Source organism: Bacillus sp. DX4.1, from assembly GCF_030348195.1.
Lineage (GTDB): Bacteria > Bacillota > Bacilli > Bacillales > Bacillaceae_G > Bacillus_A.
In genome coordinates, this window is record NZ_JAUCFT010000008.1 from 3,231,549 (window position 1) to 3,246,485 (window position 14,937).

At 37.9% G+C, this 14,937-nt stretch carries 18 protein-coding genes; 6 read left to right on the plus strand and 12 right to left on the minus strand.

The features are described 5' to 3' along the window. Window positions 1-14: 14 nt before the first annotated feature. From QUF99_RS19405 to QUF99_RS19415, 3 genes are all read left to right on the plus strand, one after another. Window positions 15-638: a trimeric intracellular cation channel family protein gene (locus tag QUF99_RS19405; RefSeq protein WP_289372115.1), complete on the plus strand. Its 624-nt coding sequence runs from the start codon at window positions 15-17 to the stop codon at window positions 636-638. A gap of 95 nt (window positions 639-733) precedes the next feature. Beyond that, entirely contained in the window at window positions 734-871 is a 138-nt protein-coding gene (locus QUF99_RS19410) for a hypothetical protein (protein ID WP_286121383.1), read from the plus strand. 12 nt (window positions 872-883) lie between these two features. Beyond that, a complete protein-coding gene (locus tag QUF99_RS19415) occupies window positions 884-1,018 on the plus strand; it encodes a hypothetical protein (RefSeq protein WP_286121385.1) in 135 nt (44 codons plus the stop codon). Window positions 1,019-1,029: 11 nt separating this feature from the next. On the opposite strand, the gene QUF99_RS19420 is transcribed toward QUF99_RS19415, so the two are convergent. Both QUF99_RS19420 and spoVK read right to left on the minus strand, forming a co-directional pair. Continuing rightward, window positions 1,030-1,641, minus strand: coding sequence for a poly-gamma-glutamate hydrolase family protein (locus QUF99_RS19420; protein ID WP_289372118.1), 612 nt, complete (start codon window positions 1,639-1,641; stop codon window positions 1,030-1,032). Window positions 1,642-1,686: 45 nt separating this feature from the next. Further along, window positions 1,687-2,643, minus strand: coding sequence for a stage V sporulation protein K (gene spoVK, locus QUF99_RS19425; RefSeq protein ID WP_286121389.1), 957 nt, complete (start codon window positions 2,641-2,643; stop codon window positions 1,687-1,689). A 118-nt stretch (window positions 2,644-2,761) separates the two neighbouring features. On the opposite strand from spoVK, the gene QUF99_RS19430 reads away from it, so the two are divergent. Continuing rightward, window positions 2,762-3,724, plus strand: coding sequence for a tyrosine-type recombinase/integrase (locus tag QUF99_RS19430; protein ID WP_289372120.1), 963 nt, complete (start codon window positions 2,762-2,764; stop codon window positions 3,722-3,724). A 113-nt stretch (window positions 3,725-3,837) separates the two neighbouring features. Further along, window positions 3,838-5,946, plus strand: a complete 2,109-nt coding sequence (locus QUF99_RS19435; protein WP_289372121.1) for a Gly-Xaa-Xaa repeat protein — start codon at window positions 3,838-3,840, stop codon at window positions 5,944-5,946. Window positions 5,947-6,032: 86 nt separating this feature from the next. On the opposite strand, the gene hfq is transcribed toward QUF99_RS19435, so the two are convergent. Together hfq and miaA are read right to left on the minus strand one after the other, a co-directional pair. After that, on the minus strand, window positions 6,033-6,257 hold the full coding sequence (gene hfq, locus QUF99_RS19440; RefSeq protein WP_000813896.1) for an RNA chaperone Hfq: 225 nt from the start codon (window positions 6,255-6,257) through the stop codon (window positions 6,033-6,035). A 25-nt stretch (window positions 6,258-6,282) separates the two neighbouring features. After that, on the minus strand, window positions 6,283-7,233 hold the full coding sequence (gene miaA, locus QUF99_RS19445; protein WP_289372122.1) for a tRNA (adenosine(37)-N6)-dimethylallyltransferase MiaA: 951 nt from the start codon (window positions 7,231-7,233) through the stop codon (window positions 6,283-6,285). Between the two features lie 185 nt (window positions 7,234-7,418). On the opposite strand from miaA, the gene QUF99_RS19450 reads away from it, so the two are divergent. Then, window positions 7,419-7,661 (plus strand): hypothetical protein, encoded by a 243-nt coding sequence (locus QUF99_RS19450; protein ID WP_289372124.1) that lies wholly within the window; start codon window positions 7,419-7,421, stop codon window positions 7,659-7,661. A gap of 101 nt (window positions 7,662-7,762) precedes the next feature. On the opposite strand, the gene QUF99_RS19455 is transcribed toward QUF99_RS19450, so the two are convergent. The 8 genes from QUF99_RS19455 to QUF99_RS19490 form a co-directional block, all read right to left on the minus strand. Continuing rightward, window positions 7,763-8,632: a cell wall-binding protein EntA gene (locus QUF99_RS19455; protein WP_289372125.1), complete on the minus strand. Its 870-nt coding sequence runs from the start codon at window positions 8,630-8,632 to the stop codon at window positions 7,763-7,765. Window positions 8,633-9,221: 589 nt separating this feature from the next. Continuing rightward, window positions 9,222-10,133 carry a 1-phosphofructokinase gene (gene pfkB, locus QUF99_RS19460; RefSeq protein WP_289372127.1) on the minus strand — a complete coding sequence of 304 codons (912 nt, stop codon included), beginning with the start codon at window positions 10,131-10,133 and terminating at the stop codon, window positions 9,222-9,224. Further along, on the minus strand, window positions 10,130-10,882 hold the full coding sequence (locus QUF99_RS19465) for a DeoR/GlpR family DNA-binding transcription regulator (RefSeq protein WP_289372129.1): 753 nt from the start codon (window positions 10,880-10,882) through the stop codon (window positions 10,130-10,132). The genes pfkB and QUF99_RS19465 overlap by 4 nt, the downstream gene beginning before the upstream one ends. Before the next feature lie 180 nt (window positions 10,883-11,062). Beyond that, window positions 11,063-12,226: an iron-containing alcohol dehydrogenase gene (locus QUF99_RS19470; protein ID WP_289372130.1), complete on the minus strand. Its 1,164-nt coding sequence runs from the start codon at window positions 12,224-12,226 to the stop codon at window positions 11,063-11,065. Between the two features lie 122 nt (window positions 12,227-12,348). Then, window positions 12,349-12,888, minus strand: coding sequence for a DUF420 domain-containing protein (locus QUF99_RS19475; RefSeq protein ID WP_289372132.1), 540 nt, complete (start codon window positions 12,886-12,888; stop codon window positions 12,349-12,351). A 315-nt stretch (window positions 12,889-13,203) separates the two neighbouring features. Then, entirely contained in the window at window positions 13,204-13,536 is a 333-nt protein-coding gene (locus QUF99_RS19480) for a hypothetical protein (protein WP_483298609.1), read from the minus strand. 90 nt (window positions 13,537-13,626) lie between these two features. Next, a complete protein-coding gene (locus QUF99_RS19485; protein WP_289372137.1) occupies window positions 13,627-14,352 on the minus strand; it encodes a BC_2427 family protein in 726 nt (241 codons plus the stop codon). Further along, window positions 14,342-14,893, minus strand: a complete 552-nt coding sequence (locus tag QUF99_RS19490) for a hypothetical protein (protein WP_289372138.1) — start codon at window positions 14,891-14,893, stop codon at window positions 14,342-14,344. The genes QUF99_RS19485 and QUF99_RS19490 overlap by 11 nt, the downstream gene beginning before the upstream one ends. Window positions 14,894-14,937: the final 44 nt, after the last annotated feature.

The following is a 14,937-nucleotide window of genomic DNA, read 5'->3' on the forward strand; positions in this document are numbered from 1 at the left end:
GGGGGAGAAAATTCATGGCATGGGAGCTTTTTAGCATCATAGGTACAATCGCCTTCGCTTTAAGCGGAGCCATTGTGGCAATGGAGGAAGAATATGATATTTTCGGGGTATATATTTTAGGAATGGCAACCGCATTCGGGGGAGGCGCCCTTCGAAACTTATTAATTGGTTATCCAATCGTCGCGTTTTGGCAACAAGATATGTTATTCCAAATCGCACTCTTATCAATGACGATTATTTTTCTGTTTCCTAATAAATTAATTACACATTGGAAACGATGGGAAAACATTACAGACGCGATTGGTTTATCAGCATTCGCTGTCCAAGGGGCACTTTACGCACAAAAATTGAACTTACCGATTAGCGCTACAATCGTTGCAGCCGTTTTAACAGGAATCGGCGGTGGTATTATTCGTGATTTATTAGCACGACGCAAACCTCTCGTCCTTCGCGCAGATGTATACGCATTTTGGACAATTTTAGCAGGCTTTTTAATTGGTGCCAAGATCGTCGTTAGCGATTGGGCCCTATACATCTTATTTATTTTAATTGTTTGCTTCCGAATGGTTTCTATTCATTACAAGTGGCACTTGCCGCACAGACGTTTGGACAGTAAAGAGCATTCCATTCACAAATAACAACCTCACCCTTTACATTCGTAAAGGGTTTTTCATTTCTCACGTGTTTTTCTGTTCGTAGTGTAAATACTAAGCCTTAAAGCGAGGTGAACATAATGACAAAACACGTAAACAAAGGTGCTCAAAAAAGTTCCGTCGATCAAATTAGTCATGATCCAAATTCCGCACATGAAAAAAGCAAAAAGATGGAGCGGTATCATAATGCATATCAACAAAAGGCAAAAGAAGAATAGGAGTGATACAGGATGGCAAAAGGAAATAATAAAAGTAATCGCGGACAACGCAGCAGCGTTAACCCACAAGGACTTGCATCGGACGTAGCAGATCAAAGTCCGAAAAGCCAATTAGAACAACGTGCCAAAACAAAGAATACAAAATAGAACACGAAGCATTACGCTTCGTGTTCTTTTCTATATGATAGCGCCGCTTCACTTACCGCTTTTACATACAGCCAAAAGAATTCACTATACTGACCATCATTTGTTACAAAACGAGATCGCTCTGCTTCAGTAAGCTCTAATTGCAACCCCTTACCTCTTTTATTTCGATTTACAATATTATTAGGATGATCACCATTAATACTATCCGGAGCATCTGCAACCACAAATCCATACTCTTTCAATTTCTTAGTTGTAATTTCAATAAACACTTCATCACGTCCACCAACATATGTATGTATCTCTTCTCCCCAAGCTCCATGCACAGAAATTGTAAAATAAGATTGTCCCACAAGAGAAATCGCATGGGGCTCTTCAAAATAAGCTGACGTGACATGCAATTTTTTAGTATGAAATCCTTTTCGTCCTTTAAAAGTATAAAATGTCGCATCTAATTTCTCTGCAATTTTTTCCGCTAGTTCCGAAGTCATCTTTTCAATTTCCCCACCATGAATCGCTATAACCGTTTCACTCGGATTTCTCTTTATGTATATAATTTCATAATCCACTCCTTCCACTTCATGCTTTTGCAACTCCTCAAAGCTACCATATGTATCATTACTCATTGAAACACCCCTTCCACCTTCTAGTGTGACAAAAAAACGCACAATTTATGAACTGTGCGTCTCTTCTTCCAGTGTTAAATCACTACTTGATATCGCAATTAAATCATATTTATCATACGTATCCTCTTGCAACAGACGCATCGCCTGCGAACGAATCGATTTTTCAACAATATTTCGAACATAACGTCCATTACTAAACGACGTAATCTGCGATGAGTACTTTACTGCATGTAAATGATCACGAAATTTCCATTCTGCTTCTTTTGACAGCTGATATTCCCGGTCATCATACATTCTCTTCCCTATTTCCAACAGCTGATTTACTGTATAATCTGCAAACTCAATAATAAATGGAAAACGTGATTGTAGCCCTGGATTTAAAGAGAGAAAATGATTCATTTCTCTTGAATACCCTGCTAAAATCAAAACAAATCCATGTTGCTTATCTTCCATATGTTTCACAAGCGTATCAATTGCTTCTTTTCCAAAATCTTTCTCTCCACCACGAGCTAACGAATAAGCTTCATCAATAAATAAGATGCCACCCATCGCTTTTTTGATCAAATCCCGCGTTTTTTGCGCTGTATGACCAATATATTCTCCCACGAGATCTGCACGCTCCGCCTCTACTAAATGACCCTTTGATAAAATATTCATTTCAAACAGTAATTTCCCAATCATTCTTGCGACAGTTGTTTTCCCCGTTCCAGGATTTCCTTTAAACAACATATGAAGCACTTGTTTTTCTGATTTCAAACCAATTTCTTGCCTTTTTTTATTCACATAAATCCATGCATATATTTCTTTTATAATTTTTTTAATATCATCCATCCCAACAAGTTTGCTCATTTCCTCTTCAATTCGCTGCAGCATTTCATGTTTCGTAGCCGTTTCATTCGAAATAACTGATTTACTTTCTGAAGAAGGTACTGAGATTTTTTTTCGGTGATTTAGCACAATGTTAATTTGATTATTATTTTTCTTTCGCATCGATTGTTCCATACAATCACCTCATTTTTATCAACTTACCAAATATTGTTATCAATATTCCCACTTCCCCTATAAATAACTATTTTCAGAAAAATTTGTTATAATATAAGAAAACTAGGGTGGTGGGACTATGGAAACAACGGAACTTCATGATACGGTACAAGCTTTTTCCGCTTTTTTATTAAATAAAGGTCGGAAGCCTTCAACCATTAAACGTTATGTCTATGATATTGAAGATTTTGGACATTGGTTACAAAAGAATAAAAAACTTTCTTCTAGTAATATATGGGCGACACTTTGTACAAAAGACTATGAAGATTATTTTTCGGATTTAAAAATGAAACGACATTACTCCGAAAAGACTATGCATCGCGTATTTATTGTCCTAAATCGGCTCCATCAGTTTTTAAACCTACCAAGTCCCTTGAAAGATATGGAAATTGTTATTCAACCTGATCGTACGTTACGCAATGAAGATTTTATTTCCAAAGAGGACGAACAACGATTAAAGTATATTTTAACTTCACTAGAAGGGTTATCAGATAAACAACGCCCTGTTCGTCCCCTATTAATGGATCGGAATGTTTGTATCATTACCTTACTAATCGATTACGGCTTATCTCTTCAAGAGCTTGTATCGCTCCATATGAATCACGTGCATTTTGAAAATAATACACTATCCATTCCAGCGGTATCGGGTATCGAACGAACCATCCAATTAACCAACGAAGATAAAAAACAACTGTATAACTATTACAAAAAGATCCCAGAGCCAGTTCGCCCAAAGTATCATAGTGACGATCCATTATTTGTCGCATTCGATTTCAACCGCAACACCTATCGCTGGGTATACGAAAATGACGCCCCAAAAGCGTTAACAGAAATTGCAGTTCAAAAAATGATTCGCCTCGAAGTGGCCCGAGCTGGGCTACGAAAAGGTATTTCCGGACAACATTTACGAAATACATTCATTTTACGACTAATCAAACAACACATTCCAGAGCAAGAAATCATGAAACGCGTTGGTTTCAAATCAAAAATTTCATTAAAAAGGTATTATCATTATGCCAAGCAAAAAGAAAACGCCTCGTAATAGGCGTTTTTACTATTTTTACAGAAACAGCAAGTTCTCCTATTCCTTTTTACACTTTACTTGCATTTACTATGATAGGCTTTTCACCATCCCAATTAGAAAGGAGAATTTTAATGTCTGATTTTAACAATAATCAAAAAGAACTCTCAAAACCTTATTTTCCAATGCACCCTCGCCGTATTCCATCAGTTCACTACACCCCAATTCCAGAATCACACGTGAATATTTTTTCAAAAATCTTAAGTAACTTAACCGATATTATCCCATCTGTATTTTCAGATCCCTCACCATCCAACATTGAAGAACTTATACACATATTAAAAATAACAAAAGATTTTTTGGAACATGTAAGATTAACACTTGCACAGCGAGAAACTGGCATTGCGATTGTCGAAAATTTAATTACTATTTTGGATAATCAACCATTTGTAGCAAACGCAGTATATACTGAATTACAAAGTTTACTCAATTTTTCACTATACATCATAAAGTTATTTGGGTTAAATCAACATATATTCACAAAAATCAATGAGCAAATAAAAAAATTACAAATTACTTTACTACAAATTGCATCAATCGGAGTGACTGGACCTCAAGGCGAACAAGGACCTCAGGGCGAACAAGGGCTTCAAGGGGAGCAAGGACTTCAAGGGGAGCAAGGACTTCAAGGGGAGCAAGGGCTTCAGGGGGAGCAAGGGCTTCAAGGCGAACGGGGACCCCGAGGTATTCAAGGACTTCAGGGCGAACGGGGACCTCGAGGTATTCAAGGGCTTCAAGGAGAAATAGGATCTCAAGGCGAACAAGGCCTTCAGGGCGAACAAGGCCTTCAGGGCGAACAAGGGCTCCAAGGCGAACAAGGGCCTCAGGGCGAACAAGGGCCTCAAGGCGAACAAGGGCTCCAAGGCGAACAAGGGCTCCAAGGCGAACAAGGGCTCCAAGGCGAACAAGGGCCTCAGGGCGAACAAGGATTTCAAGGCGAACAAGGGCCTCAAGGCGAACAAGGACCTCAAGGGGAGCAAGGATTTCAAGGCGAACAAGGACCTCAGGGCGAACAAGGCCTTCAGGGCGAACAAGGGCCTCAGGGCGAACAAGGGCCTCAAGGCGAACAAGGGCCTCAGAGCGAACAAGGGCCTCAAGGGGAGCAAGGGCTTCAAGGCGAAATAGGACCTCAAGGGGAGCAAGGGCTTCAAGGCGAACAAGGCCTTCAGGGCGAACGGGGACCCCGAGGTATTCAAGGCCTTCAGGGCGAACGGGGACCTCGAGGTATTCAAGGACTTCAGGGCGAACGGGGACTTCAGGGCGAACAAGGGCTTCAAGGTGAACAAGGGCCTCAGGGCGAACAAGGGCTTCAAGGTGAACAAGGGCCTCAGGGTGAACAAGGGCCTCAGGGCGAACAAGGATTTCAAGGCGAACAAGGACCTCAGGGCGAACAAGGGCCTCAAGGTGAACAAGGACCTCAAGGGGAGCAAGGATTTCAAGGCGAACAAGGACCTCAAGGCGAACAAGGACCTCAGGGCGAACAAGGACCTCAGGGCGAACAAGGGCCTCAGGGCGAACAAGGATTTCAAGGCGAACAAGGGCCTCAGGGCGAACAAGGACCTCAAGGCGAACAAGGACCTCAAGGCGAACAAGGACCTCAGGGCGAACAAGGGCTTCAAGGCGAACAAGGGCTTCAAGGCGAACAAGGGCCTCAGGGCGAACAAGGACCTCAAGGCGAACAAGGGCTTCAAGGCGAACAAGGGCCTCAGGGCGAACAAGGACCTCAAGGCGAACAAGGGCTTCAAGGCGAACAAGGGCCTCAGGGTATTCAAGGACCAAAAGGTTTTAACTTTCCAACAACTACAGGCGTACTGAAAAACACACTTCCTCAAACCGTGAGACCAGATCAGAACATCCAGTTTAATATCGCTTCAAACATAAATAACATAAATTTCAACGGCATAGATACACTTACGATTCTTGATGATGGTGTATATGTCATTGACTTTTCAGCTTCAACAACCTTTCCAGGAACAACTCCCTTTGGCTTTGGTATATCCATTAATGGCGGAATTCCTTCAGATAATTTCTCAACAACCGCAATCGGAAGTGCAATTACCTTCTCAACAATAGACACTTTGACAGCTGGAACCACTTTAACCGTCAAATCTATCTCGAACACAATTTCCATTCCCGCAACAGACGACACAACAGCTAGACTTTCTATCTTCCGCATTAATTAACGGGTTTTGGGTAGAGATTCCTATATACATTTTAAAAATAAAAAAGAGCGAAGAATTCGCTCTTTTTTGTTATGTACAATTCGTTACTATTCTAATTCAATTGAAACATTCTTTTGCGGAACAAATGTAGAAATTGCATGTTTATAAATAAGCTGTTGCTTACCTTCTGTCTCCAATAAAACTGTAAAGTTATCAAAACCTTTAATTAACCCACGAAGCTGGAAACCGTTTAATAAGTACAGCGTCACAAACGTATTCTCTTTACGGAGTTGATTTAAAAACTGATCTTGAATATTGATTGATTGCTTCATGTCGAATCCTCCTCTTTTTCTCTACTTACTTATTATTCGACTTAAGTTGTAGCTTTCCTTCTATGTACTGCAAAATTTCTACTGTTTTTTCACCGTCTGTCACATCAAACCACGCGACATCCATTTTGTTGCGGAACCATGTTAATTGACGTTTTGCATAGCGACGTGAATTTGTTTTTAATTGCGATATCGCCTCTTCTAATGAAACATGACCTACGAAATAATCATACAGCTCTTTGTAGCCAATCGCTTGGATCGATTGACAATCTCGAACCCCATTTTCATATAAACCCTTTACTTCTTGTAATAACCCTTGTTCCATCATAATATCGACGCGCAAGTTGATGCGATCATATAACATTGCACGATCCATCGTCAAGCCAATTAACGAAACATCATATAGTAATTCATTTTCCTGTTCTTCTAACTGATTACTCATCGTTTCGCCTGTCGTATGAAAAATTTCTAAAGCACGGATAACACGCCTCACATTATTTACATGAATACGGTTCGCACTTTCTGGATCCACTTCTTGCAGCTTCTTATGTACATATTCCGCACCACGTTCTACTGCGAGTTTCTCCAAATTCTCTCGATACACAGGATCCCCAGCTTGATCTGTGAATTGATAATCATATAAAACAGATTGTATATAAAGACCGGTACCACCAACAATAATTGGCAATTTCCCGCGCTCTGTAACCTCTCGAATATGACCGCGAACCAGCTCTTGAAATTCTGCCACGGAAAATGAATCTTCTGGATCTTTTATATCAATCATATAATGCGGAATCCCGTTCATCTCTTCCTTCGTTACCTTAGCGGTTCCGATATCCATCGTACGATAGATTTGCATTGAATCACCACTAATAATTTCACCATTTAATGCTTTTGCAAGATCAATGCTAAGCTTCGTCTTTCCTACTGCAGTTGGTCCAATAATGACAGCAACTTTTTCACGCTGCATTTCTCCCATATACTTCAACTCTCTTTATATAATGTTTATCCATCTGATCATTATATCCAATCTTACCAATTTTAATAGCTACAATGCAAGTTCTTTCAATACGGTGAATGAAATTATGAATATGATAATTATAAAATAGACATAGTTTGTCCCAGATTTCATATACATGATAAAAAAGGATCGGAGAGGATACAATGAAAATTGGACAAGCTACTATTGATTACCCTACCTTAATAGAAGACCTTATTTTAGCAACGGCTATAAAAGAAAAGAACTGTTCGCAAGAAGAATTATATTTTGCTTTAAACTGTCTACTGCGTTCCTTTCATACAATGATAGACGATCAAATATTAGATGAATCATCATCACAATATACACAAACTCAATTTTGCAGTGCTTATAAGATTATTACTGGACGGACAATATATCCCTTTTAGCAAACCGGAAAAGATAGCTGTTCTGAACTCAAATTAATATATAATAAAAATACCAGCTCTCAATATACGAGAGCTGGCTTTACTTTTTAACAACAATAGCATTATTTTAAAATTTTCACTTTTACAGATTTACGTCCCCAGTTGTCAGCAGCTGAATCAGAACCAACTAGAACGTCGATACGGTTTCCTTTAATTGCACCGCCAGTGTCACCAGCGATTGCTTCTCCATATCCTTCTACCCATACTTTTGATCCAAGTGGAATCACTTTCGGGTCAACAGCAATCATCTTCATGTTCGGGTTTGCTGTTAGGTCATGACCCATTGCAGTTAATACACGGCCACCATATGTGCCACCGTTTTCGCTTGGATGAGCTGTATATGCTGTAGCTACAACTGTTAACTCACGGCCACCTGAAGGTGTGTTCGTTGTTGCTGCTTTTACAGCAGGCTTAGCTGCTGGTTGCGCTTGTGCCTGACCTTTAGCTGGTGCTTCAGCTTTAGCAGGAGCCGGCGTTTCTTGTTTTTCAATAACAGGTGCTGTACCTGTTAAGAAAGGAACATAAACGTAAGCCGTTTTTCCGTTATATTCGAATTGTAACCAACCGTTTTGTACTTGATTTGTTGTTTCGATGATATCATCTTTTTTCAACGTACCAAAAATTTCTGAGTTTGTGTTTGCTTCAGCACGTACGTTTAATACGTTTGTTGTTACATAATAGATGCTTTTTGTAAATTCTGAGCTTACGAATGCGTCTTTACCGTCTAATTTAACTTGTAACCATCCGTTTTGTGTATTTGTAACATCTAATTTATTACCATTTAGTAATTTTCCTACAACTTGTGATTCAGTAGTTGGGTTTTCGCGTACATTTAATACGTCTGTTGTGACAATAGTTTCTGCTTGTGCAGAAGATGTGAAAATCCCAAGACCAAAAACTAACGCTGTTGCTATACCAATTAATTTTTTCATGAATAGCCTCCCATGCTTTTGTTTTCGTGTTCTCATTATAGCAACACTTTTTTTGAGATTTGGAAAATCACACAATTACAAACGATTCGTAACAAACCATTAATACTTTGTAATATGAAGGTGAATGAAGAAAAGCGGTTTTCTATACGTATTTTTAAGAGTTTTAATATATTTCTCTCTTTCTAGCACAAATATTTTTTGCAATAAAAGTAACACTATTACCGTCCTGTTACAAAAAAGTACTGAAATGTTACATCACTTGCGTAATATGTACTTTTCCCTTAATTAGTTATCTAAACATACATATTTTCTTTGTGTATTTACAAAAGTAAACTACAATCTAAAAAGGACAGTTATCATAAACGATAGCTGTCCTTTTTAGATTTATCCGATACTCATTCTCAGTGGCGATGAAGAAACCCCCACTGAGAAAAATGTCACTTTATGAGATTTTCTTTTTCCATTTCCCAAGCATAAGAGCTGATACAACAGAACCTATTAATATAGAAAGAATATATAACAGCGGTTTATTTACTAACATAATGACAAACAATCCACCATGAGGAGCTGGTTTTCATATTCTGTTCCCCTACCGCTTGGTAATGATCACTTGCGATAATAATTCCTCTACTTTATCTTTTGTACATAAGTCAGTTGAAAAAGCTGTTGCACTGCCTGTCGCTACACCATAACGAAATGCTTCTTCAACATTTTTTGTTTTTTCATATATCCCTACAAAACCTGCAACAAGAGAATCACCCGCTCCAACAGAATTGATCACTTCCCCTTTTGGTACAGTCGCTTCATATACACCTTCTTTTGTAAATAACAGCGCCCCGTCCCCTGCCATAGAAACAATCACATGTTGTACACCTTGTTCAACCAGCTTTTTCCCATAAGGAATAATGTCTTCTACTGTTGAAAGCTTTTTCTGAAACAACTCTCCCAGCTCATGATGATTCGGTTTAATTAGAAATGGCTTTTTCTGAACAACATGTTCAAGTGCACTTCCGCTTGCATCGACAACGACGTTAATATGCTGCTCATCTCCATAAGCAGCAATTGTTTCATAAAACGTTTTTGGAACTGATTCCGGGAGACTACCAGCTAGTACAAGACAATCACCAGCCTGCATATTTTCAATTTCTTTTACCAACTGTTGTAGCTGTTCATCCGTAATAACTGGACCTTGTCCGTTCAACTCTGTCTCTTCCTGCCCCTTTATTTTCACATTAATACGTGAGTCGCCATTTACATGAGTAAAATTTGTGTTAACACCTTCTTTTTTCAATACATCCTCAATAAATTGACCTGTGAAGCCACCCTTAAAGCCAAGTGCTGTATTATGGATGCCAAGACGATGGAGAACACGAGATACATTAATTCCTTTTCCACCTGGAAACTTCATATTCTTTGTCGCTCGATTGACAGATCCTAACGTAAAATCATCCACTTGAACGACATAATCAATCGATGGATTTAAAGTAACTGTATAAATCATCTTTTATCAACCTCAATTATATTTGTTTTTCGTTTATATTCTTCTTGTTGTTCTTCCAATACATTTGTAATAATTGTCGCTTCTTCTATACTTGCGATTTTCGCAAATGCAACTTCTGAAAATTTGCTTTCATCTATTAAAAAATAACTTTCATTCGCTAATGTTAATGCCGTCTTTTTCAGTAATGCTTCTTCCGGATCCGGCGTTGTATAGCCAAGCTGTTCATGCACACCGTTTGCCCCTAAAAAACATATATCAAATCGGTAATGCTGCATGCTTTCCTGTGCCATTGCACCAATTAATGCTTTTGTTTGACTCTTCATCATTCCGCCAAGCAAATAAGCACGAATATTCTGTTCGACCAACGCCTCAATATGCATTAATCCATTTGTGACAACCGTAACTTCTTTATTTATTAAATACGGAATCATTTCAAATGTTGTACTTCCTGCATCTAAATAAATACAATCACCTTGTTCCACCAGTGAAGCGGCATATTCAGCAATTTGTTTTTTTATATGAATGTTTTTGGCTGATTTTTCAACCATCGTAGGCTCTTTACCTTTTCCAGTTAACATAGCCGCACCGCCATGTACCCTTTTCAGTAAACGTTGTTTTTCTAATTGTGCTAAATCACGACGAATTGTTGATTCTGAACTATTCGTTCGTTCCACTAATTCTTGTAACTTCACCACTTGTTGTTCTTTCACAAGCTCCAAAATAAGCTGATGACGTTTAAGAGTTAACATATCATTCACCTCTTCTTTGACTACAGTATAATGAAATCACATCCAAAAATCAACCAAAAACACCCAAATCCATTCAATAAAATTCACAAAAACATTCAATACCAACCATGAAACATAAAAAAACCTTGATATGTATACCAAATACATATCAAGGGGAACGTTCCAATTATCCTATATTTTTTATAGTGAAGCTTTATAAATTGCTACCACATCTTCTTTATTTAATTTTTTAAAATTACCAAATTCACCGTAAGCCATCGCTTTATCAGCCATTAGGTCAATTTTTTCTTCTCCAATTTCATAGTCAGCTAAACGAGATGGAGCCTCAATAGATATCCAAAATTGGCGCAATGCTTCAATACCTTCTACTGCAATTTCTTTATCTGTTCTCCCTTCTGTCTCTACATCAAAGACACGCACTGCAAATTGTTTAAACCGCGCTACATTTTCATCTAGTACGTGCCTCATCCAATTTGGGAATAAAATAGCTAAACCACCGCCATGTGGAATATCATACACAGCTGAAACAGCATGCTCAATATTATGCGTTGCCCAATCACCGCGTACACCCATTGCTAAAATGCCGTTTAATGCCATCGTTCCGCAATATAAAATTGTTTCACGATGTTCATAGCTTTCTAAATCGTTTAGAAGCCTCGGAGCTGTTTCAATTACCGTTTTTAAAATAGATTCACAGTAACGGTCTTGTAGTTCTGTATTTGTACCTTGATGAAAATATTGTTCCAATACATGCGACATAATATCAACCATGCCGTAAATTGTTTGATTACGTGGTACAGAAGCTGTATGAGCTGGATCTAAAATAGAAAACTGCGGGAATGTAACTGGACTTCCCCAGCCATACTTTTCATTTGTTTCCCAGTTCGTAATAACAGATCCTGCATTCATTTCAGATCCTGTTGCCGCAAGTGTTAATACCGTACCAAATGGTAAAGCTTCATTTGCGAATGCTTTCTTCGTCACAAGCTCCCATACATCCCCATCATATTTACTACCCGCAGCAATTGCTTTCGTACAGTCAATCACACTCCCGCCACCAACAGCTAAAATAAATTCAATGCCATTTTCTTTACAGATTTGAATTCCTTTATTTACAGTAGATAAACGTGGATTTGGTTCAACACCTGTTAATTCAAATATCTCTGCATCAATTTCTCTTAATGTAGAAATTACATTATCATATACGCCATTTCGCTTAATACTTCCTCCGCCATATACGAGAAGAACTTTTTTACCAAACTGTGGTACTTCTGTTTTCAATTGCTCTAATTGCCCTTTACCAAAAATAAGCTTTGTTGGATTACGAAATACGAAGTTTTGCATAATTCCCTATTCATCCTTCCTTCTAAAAAGTAACTATACTTTTGTATAACATACTTTGTTCATTTTACAAAGACATTTGCTTTACAAAAAAAGAATCTCAGCCCTTTGGCTAAGATTCTTTTTTAATAATAAGGTGAAATCATTAAGTACACAACAACACCAGTAAGACTTACATATAACCAAATTGGCATCGTCCAGCGTACAATTTTACGATGGCGAGTTAATTGATTTGTAAAGCCAAATACAAGCGAGAATAATGCAAGTGGCACAATGATAGCAGCAAGGAAAATATGCGTAATTAAAATAAAGAAGTACACATATTTAATAATCCCTTCTCCACCAAAATGCGTTGCTGGTGCTAAGTAATGATACGATAAATATGACACACAAAACAGCAGTGTGGATATAAATGCTGCCAGGATAAATCCTCGATGTAGCTTCACATTCTTTTTAATAATTGAGAACAATGCTATCAGTAAAAACACAAATGTAAAGCTGTTAAAAATTGCGTTTAACATCGGCAAAATTGTTACATCAAAATGTAATTCTCCTTTGTAGCCAACGGATCCAAAAAACAAAAATAAAATAATCGCATTGACGAGCACAGAAAGCGTTATCACAATAGGAGCATAGCTCTTTTGATTAGCAGAACGATCTGTCAAATTGGTCACTCCCTCTTTCTCTTCTACATATGTATAGGTAACCTCACTATTTTAACATATTATTCACAGTGCAAATGTGACAAAACTTTGACACAGTCAGATGTAACAAAGAAAAAATCCTTCTTAACCATACATCTTAAGAAGGATTTTATCGCTTTATTATTAAAATAGCAATTCATTTAGTTTTTATTAGAAAACATTTCGGTATATGCTTGGAAAATCTCTGATACTTGATATCCCATTAAAGAAATTGCAGTTAATGAAAAGAAACCAATCATAAGAAAACGAAACCACATATAAATCTCCTCCTTGTATTTAGCTTACAAACAATACGCTGGTCGGGTGGCAGTCTTCTTCTCCTTCCTTCTTCTTTACAATGGCCGTTATAAAACGGATGATGAAAAATGAAACCAAAGGCAGAGCGGTATATTTTAGATTGGCATCATTAGGTAACGACTCACGTTGCAAATCGGATGGGGATGTACTGGAAAAGAAAACACCTTGCTCTTCCATATACACAATAACTAGTTTCATACAAAATAAAATACCAAGAAATGAAACAATATCTTGCCAATCTGTTGTGTACAATACATTATAAAGATCCAGCACGTACTCTTCCACCATCACCCCTCCTTCCTTTTGTATCATTTTCCTAGTCAACGCATAAAAAGTCAAGAAAAATGTTTTATATACACTATGATAATAAGAATTACATATAATGGAATAACTTCTTCAGAATTAAACGATTTCCACTTGCACTTCTTGCTCTTGTAATAATTGGACAATTAACTCTAACACCATTTTTTGTAGTAACCGATATACCTTTGACGCATTTTGTTGAGTCCTTATCCTATATTCAATACGTTGCAAAACATAACCTTCCACAAATAATGTCCCTTTTTCAATTGTTATAGGGTGCTGATTTGAATTTATGACTTCTGTAGGCGAGAATTTACTATTTGTCAAAACAATCTCCTTTGAGACTTTCTCAATCTCTACTTCTTCTTCAAACATCACTTTTTCCTCTAGAATTATTTCCATTTTATACTTTCCTATTTCAATTGGTAACTTTGTTGTGATACAGTTACTAGTTTGTTTTTTTTCCTCTCTCTGTTTTGAAACCAAATTGTGCACAGGAATCCACGAAGGTTGCTGCAAATGATTCGTTTCCATATTCTTCACATAATTATGGGTGAACAACTCTACAAAAGCCCTCTGTTCAAAGAGCTTGGAAGAAGTTAAACAACAATATGGCTGTTCATAATAATGATGAACTGTAGCTAACAACTTTGTATCTAACTCACGGAACGTTTCATCCGTTTCGTTATGGAATGCAAATACTTCCTCATCCACACTGTTCAAAATAGGCAGCTTTAAAAAATCAGCCACTTCAGCAACAGTAGAAAATGGGGTTTTTACCATCATAGAACGTACTACACTTCCTACTTTTAATTCAGGAGGCAAGCTTTCTTCCTTCTTTAACTCTCGAGGCCATCTTTTTTTCTTCTCTAACTTTTGAGGTGATCTTTCTTCCTTCTCTAACTCTCGAGGTGATCTTTCTTCCTTCTCTAACTCTCGAGGCCATCTTTTTTCCTTCTCTAACTCTCGAGGCCATCTTTTTTCCTTCCCTAACTCTCGAGGCCATCTTTTTTTCTTCTCTAACTTTTGAGGTGATCTTTCTTCCTTCTCTAACTCTCGAGGCCATCTTTTTTCCTTCTCTAACTTTTGAGGTGATCTTTCTTCCTTCTCTAACTCTCGAGGCCATCTTTTTTCCTTCTCTAACTTTTGAGGTGATCTTTCTTCCTTCTCTAACTTTTGAGGTGATCTTTCTTCCTTCTCTAACTCTCGAGGCCATCTTTTTTCCTTCCCTAACTCTCGAGGCCATCTTTTTTCCTTCTCTAACTTTTGAGGTGACCTTTCTTTCTTCTCTAACTTTCGAGACACTCTTTCTTTCTTCTCTAACTTTTGAGGCGATCTTTCTTTCTTCTCTAACTTTTGAGGCCATCTTTCTTTCTTCCCTAACTTTTGAGGCGATCTTTCTTTCTTCTC